The organism is Vibrio harveyi NBRC 15634 = ATCC 14126 = KCTC 12724 (assembly GCF_001591145.1).
Lineage (GTDB): Bacteria > Pseudomonadota > Gammaproteobacteria > Enterobacterales > Vibrionaceae > Vibrio > Vibrio harveyi.
Map to the genome: position 1 here is coordinate 101841 of NZ_BCUF01000011.1, position 17692 is coordinate 119532.

Below are 17692 nucleotides of genomic sequence, written 5' to 3' on the forward strand. Positions count from 1 at the left end.
GGGGAAGGTAGGGATTACGCCTTGTTGCCAGTGTGAGCTTTGTTGTCGGTGTTTTCGATTTGATTACCAGCTTGCGTACTTGCTTGACTAGGAGTTGAGTTACTTGGGCGCAACTCGCGTTGTTTCCACAGCTTGAAGATGGCTGGAAGTACCAAGAGCGTCAGTAGCAGTGCCGATGCCATACCACCAATCATTGGTGCGGCGATACGTTGCATCACTTCTGACCCTGTACCTTCGCCGTACATGATCGGAATCAGACCAATAATGACCGTTAGTACCGTCATCATTACTGGGCGAACACGTAAGCCTGCACCTTCGCGAATGGCATCGGTTAGGTCTTTCGCCTCAAGCTTTTGTTGGCTCTCTTCCGCATCGAGTTTTTTGTAGTGCCACGCTTGGTTGAGGTAGACGAGCATGATGACCCCAATCTCAACTGCGACACCTGCTAGGGCAATAAAGCCGACCCCGACGGCAATCGAGAAGTTGTAGTTGAGGATATGCATGAGCCACAAACCACCGACCATAGCGAGCGGTAGGGTAAGCATGATGATCATCACTTCGCCTACACGACGGAAGCTGAAGTAAAGCAGCAGCATAATGATGGCGATGGTGATTGGTACCACGACACTCAAGCGATCTTTCGCACGCTCCATGTATTCGTATTGACCAGACCAAGCCAGCGAGTAACCTGCAGGAAGCTCCAGTTGATCTGCCACGACCTGTTGCGCTTCCACGACGTAAGAACCAAGGTCACGACCATCGATGTCGACAAACACCCAGCCGTTTGGACGTGCGTTTTCCGTCTTGATCATTGGAGGACCGTCTTCGTAACGAATGTCTGCTACGTCAGCCAGTGCAATACGAGCGCCATTTGGTGTCACTAACGGTAAGTTTTGCAGTTTTATCACTGAGTCACGGTAGTCTTGTGGGTAACGAACGTTGATTGGGTAACGCTCCAAGCCTTCGATGGTTTCACCCACATTCATGCCGCCCACCGCGGTCGAGATCACCTGCTGAACATCTTTGATGCTTAAACCGTAACGCGCTGCCGCACGACGTTTAATGTCGATCGTGACATAGCGACCTCCTGCTACACGTTCTGCATAAACCGATGCTGTGCCTTGTACACCATTAAGAATTGGCTCCAACTGAGAACCGATCTTCTCGATCACTTTCAGATCGGGTCCGGCGATCTTGATACCGATAGGGGTTTTGATGCCCGTTGCCAGCATGTCGATACGCGTTTTGATCGGCATAACCCAAGCGTTAGTAAGACCAGGGAACTGAACCAGACTATCGAACTCTTTGCGTAGCGACTCGGTTGTTACGCCTTCACGCCATTGATCGCGTGGCTTCAACTGAATCACGGTTTCGATCATGGTGAGTGGCGCTGGATCGGTTGCAGTCTCAGCACGACCAATCTTGCCCCATACGGTTTTCACTTCTGGAACGGTTTTGATCAGCTTGTTGGTTTGTTGTAGAAGCTCGCGCGCTTTACCAATCGAGATACCTGGGTAGGTCGTTGGCATGTACATCAAGTCGCCTTCATCCAGCGGTGGGATGAACTCGCTACCCAGTTTACTGGTTGGGTAGTAAGCCGACGCCATTAGACCTAATGCAATAACAATCATGGTCTTAGGGTATTTTAAGCTGGTATTCAACAGCGGGCGGTACAACGCGACCAAGCTGCGGTTAACCGGGTTTTTGTGTTCCGGTAACACCTTACCGCGAATGAAGTAGCCCATAAGAACAGGGACGAGTGTGATTGCCAAACCTGCTGCCGCTGCCATGGCGTAAGTCTTAGTGAACGCAAGCGGCGAGAACATCTTGCCTTCCTGACCTTCTAAGGCGAACACCGGTACGAAGCTAAGTGTAATGATCAGCAACGAGAAGAACAGCGGTGCGCCGACCTCCTCTGCGGCTTTGCCAATTACTTGCCAGCGGTTCTTGTCGGTCAGTGGCGTTCGTTCAATGTGCTTATGAACGTTTTCAATCATCACGATTGCGCCATCCACCATGGCACCAATGGCTATCGCAATACCACCCAAGGACATGATGTTGGCGTTGATGCCTTGCCAATGCATCACGATAAACGCACTAAGAATACCGACAGGTAGACTCAGAGCGATAACTAATGAAGAACGAATGTGGAATAGGAACAACGCACACACAATCGCAACGACGATGAACTCTTCTGCAAGCTTCTTCCATAGGTTTTCTACCGCTGAATCGATAAGGGTAGAGCGGTCGTAGGTTGCCACAATTTCTACGCCTTCTGGTAGGCTGCGTTGTAGGTCTGCAAGTTTGTCTTTGACTTTCGCAATCACTTCACTGGCGTTTTCACCAAAGCGCATCACGATAACCCCACCCACAGCTTCACCTTCGCCATTTAACTCAGAGATACCACGGCGCATTTGTGGACCAAGATTAATGTCTGCGATGTCTCCTAATAGTAACGGCGTGCCTTTCTCGGTGACTTTTAGAGGCAGTGATTTGATGTCTTCAATGCTGGTTAAGTAACCCGTGGTACGAACCATGTGTTCGGCTTCCGCAACTTCGATAACGGACGCGCCGGTTTCTTGGTTGCCGTTTTGGATTGCCATGTTCACTTGTTGCAAAGTGAGGTTGTAAGCACGCAGCTTGGCAGGATCAATCTGTACTTGGTATTGCTTCACCATACCGCCCACGGTAGCGACTTCAGAAACGCCATCAACGGTTTGCAACTCGTACTTCAAGAACCAGTCTTGCAGGCTGCGAAGATCAGCCAAATCATGCTTGCCGGTTTTGTCTTGTAATACGTAGCTGTAAACCCAGCCTACGCCTGTCGCATCAGGACCTAAGGTTGGTTTTGCGTTCGGTGGGAGCTTTGGTGCTACTTGGCTTAAGTACTCCAACACGCGAGAACGTGCCCAGTACATGTCGGTATCATCGTTGAAAATGATATAAACGTAAGAGTCACCAAAGAAGGAGTAGCCACGAACCGTCTCAGCACCCGGCACGGCAAGCATGGCGGTTGTGAGTGGGTAAGTGACTTGATCCTCGACGACTTGAGGAGCCTGACCCGGATAGCTTGTCTTGATGATCACTTGCACATCAGAAAGATCCGGAATGGCATCAACAGGCGTATTCTTTACACTGTAAAGTCCGCCTAATACAAGAGCTAAGGTCGCGATCAACACTAAGAAACGGTTGCTCAATGACCAACGAATAATTGCACTGATCATAGTGATTCCTCAACCGCCTCTGTTGTTGGCGTTAGCTGTTTAAGAATGTAATCAGAACCTTGTTTTTCAACTAGAAACCGAACTTTTTCTCCTTCTTCAAAACCTGATAAATCCACCTCTTCACCGACAGAGAAGTTCATTTCGCCCGCATCCCAATTCCATTCTGCTACTGGTAGGTGGTTTAAGGTAATCATGCCAAAATCAGCCATCAGCATCGTGATGTCACCAGTTAGCCAAACTTCAGCTGCAATGACGCTGTTGTCTGCCTTATAGTCAACGATTTGGTACTGACCAGATTCTGTTTTCTGCATTTCAAATTCGATAGCCTGACCTTTTTTCAAGTCACCCATCTCGACGCCATCAGCAAAAGTAAAGTTCATCACCATGCCTGGCCAATCCCATTCTGGTACCGGCTGGTGGTTAATGGTCAGCATGCGGTGATCTCTCATTACATCTGTGATTTCGCCTTTTGCCCATGCCGTTTCTGCCGCTGCTTCTATGCCGTTGATGCGAGACAGATCTGCTGACTGGCTTGATTCAGAGTCAAGCATGAAGTGAGATGACGTTACGATCTTGTCGTCTTGTTTAAGTCCTTGTAATACTTCGATTTGTTCGCCAGCTTCACGACCGACTTCAATTCGAGCAGAACGGTATTTGCCATTACCTTCAGCCAGAACAACGCGAGTCATACCGCCGGAGCGAATAACGGATGACTTAGGAATGGTTAATACCGCATCGTCAGTGACAGGCTGCAACGCGATATTGGCAAACATGTTAGGCTTTAGAGCACCATTTGGGTTAGGGAACTTGAGACGTACGCGTAACGTACGTGTTTTAGGGTCGAGGATTGGGTACACGTAATCCACGACACCTTGCCATTCAGTACCCGGAATGGCGTCAAGGGTCATCGTGGCTTGAGAGCCGGCTTTCATCCAATGTGCTTGACGCTCAAAGACTTCCGCATCAACCCAAACATTGTCCAAAGGACCAGCACTGATCACCGCTTGAGCCGGAGACAAATAGCCACCTTCTCGCACGTTTAAGCTCGCGATAACACCATCAGCAGGTGCTTTAATTTCAATGGTTTGGGATGCTTTACCACGACGGGTAATGGATTTGATTTGTGCACGGTCAACACCAAGCGTTACTAAGCGCTCGGTCGCCCCTTTCACTAGTCCTTTACGACCAGTACGGTTAGCATTCAGCAGTTCTTCCTGTGCCTTAACCAGTTCCGGAGAGTAGAGAGTGAAAAGCACATCGCCTTTTTTCACCTTCTCACCCACGGCATTGATGTAGAGTTTTTCTACCCAACCCGCAACACGAACGTTGGTTTGCCATAACAGACTTTCATCGAAGGCGATATAACCAACCGTTTCGATGCGTGGTGATAACTGTTGTAGTGCCACATTTGCGGTTTTGACCCCGAGGTTATTTTCTACTGAAGGATCGATAGTCACCGTACCGGGCGCCTCTTGTTCACCGGAGAGGTCTTCTGCGTAAACCGGAATCAAATCCATGCCCATTGGAGATTTACCCGGTTTATCACGTTTGTAGTTGGGATCCATTGGAGCAACCCAATAGAGTGGATCATTAGAACTTGCTGCGGAAGTTCCACCCATCGCACTCATGTCGTGAGCTGAGCCCGCAAGAAAATGATTAGCACCAAACCCTAAAGCACCACCAACAATCAGCGCGATGGTTGCAACTTGTAATGTTTTCATTCTTATACCTTATTTTCCCGTTTGCGCATGACGCTACAGCGTTGTTGACTGCTCTATATCGGTCACATACCTGTAGCCCCAACGTTTTTGGGAATCACAAATTAATATGTCGAGATAGAGCGAGCTTCTGGAGAAGCCACTTGATAATCGAAACCACCGAGTAGGGTGGCTAAATTGCTGTTTGCGATGTTGAGATCGGTTAGCAGACGTTGTTGCTCTAATTGCAGAGCCAATTCGTCTGTCGTGGCTGAAATCACATCGTTAAACTGCGCTGTGTTGTTTTGGTAGCCCCGCTCAACGGCTTGAATGCGCGCTTTCGCTTGGGGCAATAAGGTGGATTGGTAACGTTCTAAACGTTGGGTTAAGTTGCCGCGATCAACCAGCAAAGTGTTCACCTTGGCATTCATCTGCGTTAATAAGGTGTCTTTTTGTGATTGTGCTGCACCAACTTGGTATTGTGCGGCAGCGAGATTGCGATCTTGGCGATCACCCGTGAACAGTGGAATGTCCATGGTTAGATAAGCGCTGACCAAGTCTGATGCTGGCTCACCCTTCATGTTATTGGCTTGACGATAAGCGTACATAACCTCCACACCAAACTGCGGGTTATAAGCTTGTTCAGCAATCTCTACCTGAGTTTTATTGGCAGAAATACTCACATCGGCCATTTTAACCATTGGGTGCTGACTAAGTTGTTGGTAGTGCTTGGTGGAATCTTTGCTGGAAGCAAGTTTGCTATTCAGTGTATCCCAGTTGAGTTGATTGGTAGCGTACAGAGCCTGTTCCGTCGCTAACCAGTCCGAGCCTAGCCATTCCGAAAGCTGAGAAACAAGACGTCGCTGCATTTGCGCATTGGCTTGCAGTTTTTCATCCAGCTTACTCACTTGTAATTGAGCGTTGAGTAGGTCTTGCGCTTCACTCTTACCAATCGAATAGTTGGTTTGAATAAAGCTTTCCATCTCCTTCATCAACTTGCGGTTCTCAAGCAAGATTTGCTCAGCTTTTTGCTGATATCCAAGCTCTAACCATAGTTGAGTCATGCTGTTGGCAACCTCAAGTTCGCGAGCATGAACTTGAAGCCCAAGCCCATCGGCTTGTTGATTGGCTTTCTTCTGTTGCAGATCGAGCGTGGAGCCACGTTCGAATTGCTGCATTAAACCAATAGAGATGTTGGTCATTGGGTCGTCATCGAACTTAAAGCTGTCGACAGGTAAACCACCAAAACCCACTTTGAGTTTTGGATCCATCAAGGTAGAACTTGCAACACCCGTTTCACGCATCGCAGCGGATTGCGCTGAATATTGTTGGCGGTTGCCATCATTGCTCAGGGCAACATTGATCAGTTGCGCGAGTTTTTTTGATGATGTGCGCATCTCTGGCGCAGTAAGGTTTGCTGCTTTGGTTTCTTTGCTCGGCACTTTTGTATTTGGCATCGCCGCATTCACCAAAGTTGGAGCAGAAACCAAAGCCAAGGCACACATAGGTGCAGCAAGGCGGTATGGTCTAAAATCCATAATCTAAATCCAGTGTTTGCCGAAACGACGAAGAAGGGTTTGGCTTAAAGCAGAAACAGTAATCCAGATTTATCTGCGTCGTATTGGCACATTAAAACCACCTGCGATAGCTACGCAGGGTCGAATGCAATACAGATTTAAATTATTGGAGGTCGGTACAGGTCACGGCTGACGTGTACAACAGGGGAGGTGACTTCAGGAGTAATTGCCGCGCGATAAACGATCGGCAATGCGCGATTGACAGGGACAGGTAGGGGGAGGAAAACCAGAGAACAAGCCGCCGTGCAGCAGGTGTGAACCATGCCGGAGCCTCCACCGCAGTTCATTCGGCTTTCTCTCACTTCACCGTCTTCGGTGATGGATACGTCCATCATTCCGGGCATGCCACAATGTTCACTGTCGTCCATCATCATAGATTGTCCATGATTCATCACGCCATTTGACATCATTTGGATGTTCATCAAAGGGGCACTATTCGCCACGCTTGATACTAATAGCATCAGCGTTGTGAAGAGAGTTAACCAAGTTGTATGCAGCGATTTTAGGCGCATACCTTTTCCCGTGTATTTGATGAAATGATGAAAACCACTCGATTCTAAAGGTTAACCTTAGGGTAAGGTCAATGTTTTATTACTCTTCTTATCAAAATAGTTCAGCCAACCATTTTTCGCATTATCTGACGAGTAAAACGTTTGTTGAACACTGATTCCTAGGACTTCGCGCAAGAAGCTCATTCTTTTTATGACACGTAAAAAATGTGGTTTATAAGTTTTACATCACACTAACTTGTCTTACAAATGATTATCCTTATAGAATGCATGGTTTTACTTGTGCAGATTTGGATTTGCTTTGCTGCGGGGGTTGCATGATAGAAATTGTCATCGATGGAAAATATAGAATTGTAGAAGAGGGTTTAACCCTTTTAGAAGCAGCAAAAGTGTGTGGGGTCGAGATCCCATCGCTGTGCGGAATGAACAAAAGTAATGAAAAAGTGCCGTGCGACTTGTGTGTGGTTGAAGTCGAAAGTGGCGGCACTAAACGCGCGTGTGAACTCGAAGTTTACCGTGGTCTCAATGTGGTTACGCAATCAGAGCAGTTAAGCGAGCACCGCAGAAAAGCACTTAACCGCATCATGACGGACCATTACGCCGATTGTGAAGCGCCATGTAAAACCGCGTGTCCAGCGGGTGTAGACATCCAATCCTACCTTTATCACATCGCACAGAACGATCATCAAAAAGCGATTGAAGTGATTAAGCGTACGCTTCCTATGCCGTTATCGATTGGTCGTGTGTGTCCGGCATTCTGTGAGAGCGAATGTCGCCGCTCGTTAGTCGATGAGCCTATTGCAATTCGTCAGCTTAAACGTCATGCCGCGGATGCGGATTTGTCTGCGCATGAAGCCTATGTACCAGAAAAGAAATCAAGCAAAGGTTTGAACATTGCCGTCGTCGGCAGTGGTCCTGGTGGTCTAACGGCTGGCTACTACTTATCGAATGAAGGCTACGACGTCACTGTCTTTGAATCCATGCCAAAAGCGGGCGGTTGGTTGCGTTATGGTATTCCTGAATATCGCCTACCAAAAGACATTCTCGATAAAGAAATCGAACTGATGTGCCGCAATGGCATGCAGGTTCGCACCAACCAAAAACTGGGTGTGGATTTCACGCTTTCTCAATTGAGCGAAGAATACGATGCAGTGTGTTTGGCTGTCGGTGCGTCTCAAGCGGTTGAAATGCATTACACAGGCAGCGACCTTGAAGGTTGTTACCTGGGCGTTGATTACCTGAAAGATTACGTTACTGAGCAAAACTACGTCACGGGTCAGAAAGTCGCGGTGATTGGTGGTGGTAATACGGCAATTGACTGTGCTCGTACTGCGCGTCGTGCTGGTGCAGACACCACGTTGATTTATCGTCGTACACGTGATGAAATGCCGGCGGAAGACTACGAGATTGTCGAAGCGGAACACGAAGGGGTGAAATTCCACTTCTTGACCAACCCTGCAGAAAACCTTGCCGATGAAACCGGACGCGTGAGTGCGATTCGTCTAGAGCGCATGGCGTTGGGTGATCCGGATGCATCTGGTCGTCGAAGCCCTAAACCAACCGGCGAGTTCTTTACCGAAGAGTTCGACACCGTGATTGCGGCAGTATCGCAAAAGCCAGATCTGAGCTTCCTCGAAGGCGAAGATTTGTCGATTCCACTTACGCGTTGGAACACCTCCGATGCAGATGAAAAGACCATGCACACAGGCACGGGTAACATCTTCAGTATTGGTGATTTCCGCCGTGGTCCAGCAACGGCAGTTGAAGCCGTGGGTGATGGTCGCGTTGCGGCAAAAGCCATTGATCTGTTTTTGAATGGCGATATGGCAGACATGCCAAAGGCGGCGTTCAACTCACGAAAAGAGAAGAAACTTTCTCAAGTCGATCCGCTTCACTTCGAGAACATCCAAAAAGTCGCTCGTTCTATCATGCCTGAACTGACTCCAGCACAACGCGAGCAAAGCTTCGCTGAAGTGGAGTTAGGCTTTGATAACGAAGAAGCGATGAAGGAAGCTGCGCGCTGTCTAGAATGTGGTTGTCAGGCAAATACCGATTGTGCGCTGCGTGATTACTCCACCGAATATGAAGCTGAGCAAAGCTTTGACTTCTCCTTGCAGATTAAATCACATCAAGATTGGTTGGATCTTCGTGCGAAAGACTTGCGTCATAAGTACGAAGTTGACCGCAGTTCTGAGTTTATTGAGTTTGATGCTAACCGCTGTATTAGCTGCGGTCAGTGCATCCAAGCGTGTCGCGACAAAGCCGTGCACGGTGTACTGAACTTTGTGTGCGACAAACAAGGTCGCCCTGCGTTACGTCCAGACGATCGTCCACACTTTGGAAGTAACAAGAATGGTTTAACTCTGATGGGCGATTCGAACTGCGTGCAATGTGGCGCGTGTGTTCAAGTGTGTCCAACGGGGGCGATGGTCGATAGTCGTGACCGTTCGCAAGGTCGTACTGAAGATCTGAAAGCGGTCGACACCATTTGTACATACTGTGGTGTGGGTTGTAAGTTGACTATGTTCGTGGACGAAGCAACCAATACGATTCGTTACGTGAAAGGCGGTGACTCGCCGGTGAACCAAGGCATGCTGTGTGTGAAAGGGCGCTTTGGTTTTGACTTCATTGGCAGTGAAGAGCGTCTTACCACGCCATTGATTCGTAAAGACGGTTGGTTGCAGCCTGCAAGTTGGGAAGAGGCGATTCAGCTGGTTGCGAGCAAGTTCTCTGGCATCAAGCAAGATTTTGGCAGCAACGCATTGGCGGGTTTCTCTTCAGCGAAAACCACCAACGAAGACAACTACGCGTTCCAAAAATTTGTCCGCCGTGAATTGGGCACCAATAACGTCGACCACTGTGCGCGTTTGTGTCACGCATCGAGTGTAACCGGTCTTGAGGCATCACTCGGTAGTGGTGCAATGACCAACGACATTCCGAGCATTAAGCACTCTGATGTGATCTTTATTATTGGTTCGGATACCACATCGGCGCACCCGATTATCGCTTCACATATCAAACAAGCAATTCGTCATCACGGCGCTCGTTTGATTGTAGCTGACCCGAAACGTGTCGATATGGCAGAGCATGCTGAGTTGTACATGGCGCACCGTCCGGGTACTGATGTGATGCTCCTGAACGGCGTCATGCAACAGATCATCAAGAACGGTTGGTACGATCAAGAGTACATCGAAGAACGTGTCGACGGCTTTGATACCTTACTGCAAGAGGTGATGTCGCCAGCTTACAACCTCGATAAAGTGGAGTTGGTTACAGGTGTTAAAGCCGAAGACATTCAAGCAATGGCGCGTATGATTGGCACGGCAGATCGTACCGCTGTGTACTACTCGATGGGTATTACTCAGCACACGACAGGTCATGACAACGTGCGTTCTATCGCTAACCTGCAATTACTGTGTGGCAACATCGGTATTGAAGGTGGTGGTATCAATCCGCTACGTGGTCAATCAAACGTGCAAGGCGCGTGTGATATGGGCGCTTTGCCAAACAGTTTCCCGGGTTACCAAAAGGTATACAACCCAATTGTGCGTCAGAAGTTTGCGATTGAATGGAACGCGCAAAATCTGCCTTCTGAGCAAGGTCTAACCCTGACAGAAATCATTGATGCGGCTTGCCATCGTGACGTTCGTGGTATGTACATCATGGGTGAGAACCCAGTATTGAGTGACCCGAACCAAGCGCATGTGATTGAAGGCTTAGAAGCACTCGATTTCTTGGTGGTTCAAGACATCTTCCTAACGGAAACCGCTCAATACGCGGATGTGGTTCTGCCTTCTTGCTCGTTTGCAGAGAAAGCGGGGCACTTCACCAATACGGAACGTCGTGTTCAGCGTGTGAATCCGGTTGTAACGGCACCGGGTGAAGCGAAAGAAGATTGGTGGATTATTCAAGAAATCGCCAATGCAATGGGCAGTGATTGGGACTACCACTGCGTGTCTGATATCACTAACGAGATTGCACGAGTGACGCCTCAATACGCAGGTCTTCGTTGGGAGGCGATAACGCCAAACGGAGTGCAGTGGCCGAGCAACAAGAACAACCCAGCAGGTACTCGCATCATGCACCAAACCCAGTTTACTCGTGGTAAAGGTCAAATGGTGGGCGTACCGTTCCGTTATGCGGCTGAGCTGCCAGATGAGGAGTATCCGCTTGTGTTAACGACTGGTCGTGTGCTTGAGCAGTTCCACACCGGCACTATGACGCGCAAAACCAAAGGGTTGGATAATCTTGCTGGTCCACGTGCGATGGTGAGTGTGGAAGACGCAGAAGCGCTAGGCATCAGTAATGGTCAGCGTTTGAAGGTGTCTACACGTCGCGGCAGCATTGAGATTGATGCCTTTGTGACTAAGCGCATTCAAAAAGGTGTGGTGTTCATTCCATTCCACTTTGTTGAATCCCCGGTGAACCGCCTAACGACAACAGCGACTGATCCGCATGCGAAGATCCCTGAATTTAAGGTTGCCGCGGTTAAGGTGGAAGTAAGCGAAAAGGTTCTACATACAGAGCCTGCAACGGAAGCAGTTCATACTATTTAAGCTGATACGCTACGTATTGGTCAGCGACGCACTGGCGAGTTAGCAAACTACATATAAGCTTATGATATGTAATCGCTAAACGAGCAGTGCGTGTGCTGAGAGTCATTAAATGGATCATGTTGTTTCTACCTGCATCAATTTGGCTGGTGGCAAGGCAATATCATGATATCTGGTGGGCGGAGAATCTGACCTCGATTCCCGCCCTCATTTTATTCGTCTATTTCAGTCTCGCTCTCGCGCTTTTAGTCTTTCGTCGCTGGGCGAAGGCGCTCACCTCAATCGTGATCAGCGGTGCTTTTGTTCCATTTCTCTTACCTGCACACATCAACCGCAGCGAAGCCTGTGAGCACCCACTGACAATCATCCAGTTCAATCTGTTCTACGAAAACCCAGACATCAATCAGTTTATTAACTACTTGCTAAAACATCCCGTGGATTTGGTGGTGATGCAAGAGCTCTCGCCACAAGTAGGGAATAAGTTGCACCTTCTCGATGACATTTATCCTTTTTATTACGGAGGGCAGCGTGGCGTTGGTTACCCTTCTAACCAGATGATTCTAAGTCGTTATCCTTTGGAGTCAGTCTCGATTTATCACACCCCTGATGGGCAAGAAGTCATTCGCGCTGTATGGCAAGTAGATGAGCCTATTACCTTGATGACAGCACATCCTCCTTCGCCAAGAACTGAGCTGTTGTGGCAACGCAGAAATGCACTGATTCGAACCATAGAAACTCTTACTGATTTGTACCCAACACCGGAAATGATTGTGATTGGGGACTTTAACCTATCTGCAGTAAGTCCTAGGTTTAATGAGTTGTTTTCACGTTTTCATTCCCAACCTGTCGCCAGTTGACCTGCGTCACTCAAAGGCATATCTGTCCCTTCGATGGCAATGATAGGCATCGATCACCTTTGGCTTAAATCAGAAAAGGCTGACAGAAAAATTTGCTCACGTTTATCGTCGAGCCAGCCAAAGGGGTCAGATCATAGGTTAGTTACGACTCTAATAGGACAATGAACTGGTACTTTTTAATGGCAAGATGATCAAAGAACCAAAGTTTCTAATTATTTAGAATGAGGTTAGATTGTGCTACGGCTTGTCATGGAATTGACGGATTCTGGCCGTCGCTTGTTATTTGTGTGAATTCTTTAACCTAAACTTCATCCGCTTTCTATACTGAAAGTATACCCAAGCCGTTCTTATGCAATCAGTACGCAAAAGTGAAGCGGGTATAACAAGAAATTCATAACGATAAGAGGCAACTTGCATGACAAGAACTACCTCAGCAGTGTTAATACTTATTTTAATGAGCGCTTACTTTGCCTATAACCGCTTTTACGTTTATCCGCAAAAGTTAGAAACGCAGGCGGAATCGATGCTGATCCAAATGGCGAACCGAGAAGAGTGGCTGGATGTACATGAGATGATGGCGCGTGTAGAAGAGCACAAAGCTCATCTAGAACTCAATGCCGACATTACCTCGACCAACGGTAAGCGGGCTTACAGTGAAGGTTATATCACTTACAGCGACCGCAGCCGAAATGTCTGCAAGCAAGTAGTCTTCAATTTTAAAATCAACTCACTAAGAAGCTACATAATCTCTGATTTGCATGATTGCTCTTGGGGCGAATACTACTGAATGCTGCATCTTGAAGTCACTTGTATATAGCATGGTGAGTCGTTGATATCTTTCAATCGTCCCTTTACCAAGTAGCGAATAAACAAAAGCCCGATGTTGAATATCGGGCTTTGTCGTTTTCGGATTCGACTGTCATCGATATGAGTTACCTCGGTTTAATCACCAAGAGGCTGTCTTTCCAAACCGCCACGATAAGAGTCGAGGGCAACTTTGAGTCGGCGAAGTTTATCGCGCGAGCGTCGCTTATGATTAACGGCTAATGCCATCGAAAGTACATCAACCAACGCCAGCATCGCGTAACGAGAAGCCGATGGCTTGTAGATGAAATCCGTCTCTTGGTGCTCAATAGGCAGAACCAAATCGGCTTGCTCAGTCAAAGGTGTGTCTTTCGGAGTAATCACAATGACTTTCACGCCGTACTGCTTGGCTAATTGTGCGGTTTCTATAATGGCAGGGGTATAGCCTGTGGCTGAGATCATCACCAACACATCATTCGCGTCGGCCGTCGCCGCAATCATGCGCGATAACAAGCCATCGTTGTACGCCACAACAGGGTAGCCCAGACGGAACAAACGGTGTTGCATCTCCTGTGCTGCAATGGTTGAGCCGCCACCCATACCAATACAGATCACTTGTCTTGCGTTGTGCAGCCAGTTCACGGCAGTGTCGATATCTTCTTCAACAATCAAACTGCGGTTTACATCAAGGGATTGCTTGATCGACTCATAGATGCCTTGGTAGCCACTTTGATCAGGCGGTTCAAGGATGAATCGTTGTCCAACCGTTAAGGTTTGCGCCAATTTGATCTTCATATCACGCACGTTTTTGCAGCCAACAGCTTTGGCAAAACGGGTGATGGTAGCTTCACTCACTTCTGCGCTTTCTGCCAGCTCAGTAATGCTGGCGTTGGCGGCAGTTTGAATGTCGTCCATGATCAACTTCGCGACCTTCTTTTCGGCATCGCGCAGCGCACTGAAACGTTCAGTGATTTGAGAGATAATATCGACTTCTAAACTCAAGCTGTGTTCCTATCTATTGCATGGAGGCGATTGTGCCGCCTCCACTGGTTTGGCATGAAGTATAACGAAAAGCCTCACTAAGCTCATCATCAGAAACGGGTTTTCACCCAATGAGTGACTTGATACTCATCATCACAAACCGCCACGGCACGCCACTTATCAAACGTTAAACATGGGTGAGAGGTTGAGAAGGCAATCATATCACCCACTTGAAGGTCGCTGTTTGCGTCTACTTCGATGAACGCATGCTGATCCATCACCGCGGTCGTTACCGCACTTTCAATAGAGATTGACGCACCATCGCGGTATGCGCGCTCAGGGATTGGCAATCCAGCATCAAACGCCACGTCACGTTTGCCAAAGCCGGCAACTAGCTTGGTTGGCTCGGGGCGAGAAATGACATAAGCCCAAAGCTCTAGTGCCGATTCCAAGTCACCACCTAAATCACACGCTGCACCTTGGTTATTTTCAGCGCGCTGCATGACTTTGTTTTGTGCGTCTAGGTAAATGCCCGTGTCATGAATTGCGTAACAACCTGGGCGAATGACGGCATCAAAATCCTCTAGGTTGGCAAAGCATTCAGAAACTACGTCATACCAAGCAGAGCCTGCGCCAGTAACAAGAGGTTTGGACTCAATCAACTTGTCGTTTTGTAGTTGGGCTGCGATTTCTAATGTGGTGTTGAGGAAGTCACGGATGTCTTGCTCAGCATTGTCACCATGAATGACACCTTCGTAGACCTCGATACCTTTGAGTGTAAGGTGAGGTTGCTGGTGGATGAGTGTGGCGAGTTCAACCACATCTTGTTGGTTTCGGCATCCACAGCGACCACCTTCGACACCAAACTCAATCAGTACATTAAGCGGTAATTGATGTTCAGCGAAGGCACGCTCTAGCGCTTTGACGTTTCGGCTTGAGTCCACACAGCAATAGAAGTTGACCCCGTGGGTTTCAATCAAGTTGGCGATGATGGTCATGTTAGCACGCCCAACTAGTTGGTTCGCCATGATGATGTTTTTCGCTCCGCCTAGCGTTGCAATTTCTGCTTGAGCCGGCGTTGCGACGGTAATGCCCCAAGCGCCGTTTTCTAATTGCTGCTGGAAGAAAGCGGGAGTCATGGTGGTTTTACCGTGCGGTGACAGTTTCACTTTGTGCTGATTGGCAAAACGCTGCATCCAATCGAGGTTGTTCTTCAATGAAGAAGATTTGATCACCGCTGCAGGCAGGGTGATCTCTTCATGGATCAAACTGTGTAACCCATCGGAATTGCACGCAACAGGTTGAGCCTTTTCTCCGTAACCTGGCGTGGTAACACACTCATTATGATAGTTTTTATCACACTTTTGGCGATTGTCTTTCATGGCGTACCTACTTCTAACATGGTCTAAGTGATTGATATTAAGTGTTTGTTGCTAACTACCATAAATAATATGTTAGAAAGTATCAAACAAATCTGGGATTTTTGTGTGTTTCTTCACTGTTTAAATTTCAAGAATTATTAAGATGGAATCATGTTAACGACGGACGAAGAGAGTGAAGTATGTTGTTCGATACCATTATCAAAAGCGTAGAGGTATTTGACGGTACGGGTGCAGCACCATTCATTGCTGATGTTGCGATTCGTCAAGATCGTATTGAGCAAGTAGGGCAGTTAGACGAGCTTTCTGCAAAGAAGGTTATCAACGGTCAGGGTCTTGCGTTGGCTCCGGGATTTATTGATGTGCACACGCACGATGACACCAATGTGATTCGTTACCCTGACTGCTTGCCAAAGATCAGCCAAGGTGTGACGACAGTAATCGTAGGCAATTGCGGAATTAGCGCGAGCCCTGCGGTACTCAGTGATACTCCGCCAGACCCAATGAACCTATTGGGCAAGCAGGAAGACTTCAAATACCCAACTTTTGCGGAGTATGCGAAGGCGGTACAAGCGGCGAACCCTGCGGTCAACGTTGCTGCGTTAGTCGGTCACACCACTTTACGTAACAACGTGATGGATGACTTGCTGCGCACGGCAACCGATGAAGAAATCGAGCATATGCGCCAAACACTGGCACAAGCGATGGAAGAGGGCGCATTGGGTTTGAGCTCGGGTCTTGCTTATGCGAGTGCCAAGCAAGCCAACGCGGATGAAGTGATGCGCTTAGCGGAAATTCTCGGTCATCACGGTGGTATCTACACCACACACATGCGCACCGAGTTTGAAGAAATCATCAGTGCAATGGAAGAAGCCTTTGAAACTGGGCAGTACGCCAAAGTGCCAGTGGTGATTTCTCATCTGAAATGCGCAGGTGCAGGCAACTGGGGACGCACGGTAGAAGTGCTGGATTTGATGGACAAGGTTTCTGAGCATCAAGACGTGTCTTGCGATTGCTACCCATATTCTGCCAGTTCTTCAACGCTGGATTTAAAACAGGTGACGGATGAAATCGACATCTTCATCACTTGGTCTGAAAGTAAACCTGAACACGCTGGCAAGATGCTGAAAGACATTGCTGACGAGATGCAACTGCCTCTTATGGAAGCAGCAAAAGCGTTGCAACCTGCGGGTGCGGTTTATCACTGCATGGATGAAAACGACGTCAAACGGGTACTTAAGTATAAGTTGACTATGGTGGGCTCGGACGGATTACCAAACGACCCGCACCCACATCCACGTTTGTGGGGCACATTCCCGAAAGTTTTGGGGCATTACTGCCGTGAAGAAAAGCTTTTCCCATTGGCAGAAGCGATTCACAAGATGACGGGGATGTCGGCAACACGCTACCAATTGAAAGATCGTGGGGAAATAAAAACAGGCGCTTACGCAGACTTGGTTTTATTTAACCCAAACACAATTAAAGATACTGCAACGTTCGAAAATCCAATTTCCGTCGCGCAAGGTATTGAATCTGTATTTGTAAATGGCGAACTATCTTATTTAAAAGATAAAGTCACCGAAAGTAGAAATGGCGTATTTATTTATAGAAATAATACCCATCAATAACTTATTAAATAAATTAATTTTATAGATTAAGCATTATCACTGGAGAATATTATGTCAATTAAACGTTATGGTGTAGAGGGCGGCGTAGGTACTGGCGGTCAACATTTACCATTTGCACGTGCAACAGAAGCGGGCGGCTTCTTATACGTATCGGGTCAAACACCAATGACTGACGGCGAAGTGGTAGAAGGCGGTATCGTTGACCAATCTCGCCTAGCGATTCAAAACTGTGTTGATATCATGGAAGAAGCAGGCTACACGCTAGCTGACGTGGTACACGTTAAAGTGGTGCTAACGGATTCTCGTTACTTCCAATCGTTCAATAAAGTGTTCAGAGAGTTCTTTGGCGACCACCCACCTGCACGTATTTGCATGGTGTGTGACCTCGTGGTGGACGTGAAAGTCGAAGTCGATGTGACTTGCTACCGCGAAGATCGCCGATAGAAATCACACTTTACCTAATTAAATGATACCCAAGTAACC

The 17692-nt window shown here is 47.9% G+C and carries 10 protein-coding genes and 1 pseudogene; 5 read left to right on the forward strand and 6 right to left on the reverse strand.

Annotated elements, in window-relative coordinates; genetic code table 11:
* Positions 1 to 14: 14 nt before the first annotated feature.
* The 4 genes from VHA02S_RS08310 to VHA02S_RS08325 form a co-directional block, all read right to left on the reverse strand.
* A complete protein-coding gene (locus VHA02S_RS08310; RefSeq protein ID WP_038898773.1) occupies positions 15 to 3224 on the reverse strand; it encodes an efflux RND transporter permease subunit in 3210 nt (1069 codons plus the stop codon).
* A complete protein-coding gene (locus VHA02S_RS08315; protein ID WP_038898772.1) occupies positions 3221 to 4945 on the reverse strand; it encodes an efflux RND transporter periplasmic adaptor subunit in 1725 nt (574 codons plus the stop codon). Before VHA02S_RS08315 ends, VHA02S_RS08310 begins: the two co-directional genes overlap by 4 nt.
* A 101-nt stretch (positions 4946 to 5046) precedes the next feature.
* Entirely contained in the window at positions 5047 to 6459 is a 1413-nt protein-coding gene (locus tag VHA02S_RS08320) for a TolC family protein (protein WP_038898771.1), read from the reverse strand.
* A 137-nt stretch (positions 6460 to 6596) separates the two neighbouring features.
* Positions 6597 to 7010 carry a hypothetical protein gene (locus VHA02S_RS08325; protein WP_009697106.1) on the reverse strand — a complete coding sequence of 138 codons (414 nt, stop codon included), beginning with the start codon at positions 7008 to 7010 and terminating at the stop codon, positions 6597 to 6599.
* 314 nt (positions 7011 to 7324) lie between these two features.
* Here VHA02S_RS08325 and fdhF point away from each other — a divergent pair, with 314 nt between their 5' ends.
* The 3 genes and pseudogenes from fdhF to VHA02S_RS08340 all read left to right on the forward strand — a co-directional run bounded on the left by fdhF (position 7325) and on the right by VHA02S_RS08340 (position 13204).
* Positions 7325 to 11563, forward strand: coding sequence for a formate dehydrogenase subunit alpha (gene fdhF, locus VHA02S_RS08330; RefSeq protein ID WP_038898769.1), 4239 nt, complete (start codon positions 7325 to 7327; stop codon positions 11561 to 11563).
* A gap of 92 nt (positions 11564 to 11655) precedes the next feature.
* Positions 11656 to 12582: pseudogene (locus tag VHA02S_RS08335) on the forward strand (endonuclease/exonuclease/phosphatase family protein).
* Between the two features lie 250 nt (positions 12583 to 12832).
* Positions 12833 to 13204: a hypothetical protein gene (locus VHA02S_RS08340; protein WP_005452561.1), complete on the forward strand. Its 372-nt coding sequence runs from the start codon at positions 12833 to 12835 to the stop codon at positions 13202 to 13204.
* A 155-nt stretch (positions 13205 to 13359) separates the two neighbouring features.
* On the opposite strand, the gene VHA02S_RS08345 is transcribed toward VHA02S_RS08340, so the two are convergent.
* Positions 13360 to 14223: a MurR/RpiR family transcriptional regulator gene (locus tag VHA02S_RS08345; RefSeq protein WP_005425077.1), complete on the reverse strand. Its 864-nt coding sequence runs from the start codon at positions 14221 to 14223 to the stop codon at positions 13360 to 13362.
* An 89-nt stretch (positions 14224 to 14312) separates the two neighbouring features.
* The gene (locus VHA02S_RS08350; RefSeq protein WP_038898768.1) at positions 14313 to 15584 is read right to left on the reverse strand and encodes an amino acid deaminase; all 1272 of its coding nucleotides are present in this window, start codon (positions 15582 to 15584) and stop codon (positions 14313 to 14315) included.
* Between the two features lie 179 nt (positions 15585 to 15763).
* Between VHA02S_RS08350 and VHA02S_RS08355 the strand changes: the two genes are divergently transcribed.
* Positions 15764 to 17209, forward strand: a complete 1446-nt coding sequence (locus VHA02S_RS08355) for an N-acyl-D-amino-acid deacylase family protein (RefSeq protein ID WP_038898767.1) — start codon at positions 15764 to 15766, stop codon at positions 17207 to 17209.
* Between the two features lie 51 nt (positions 17210 to 17260).
* On the forward strand, positions 17261 to 17653 hold the full coding sequence (locus tag VHA02S_RS08360; RefSeq protein ID WP_005425100.1) for a RidA family protein: 393 nt from the start codon (positions 17261 to 17263) through the stop codon (positions 17651 to 17653).
* Positions 17654 to 17692 lie beyond the last annotated feature (39 nt).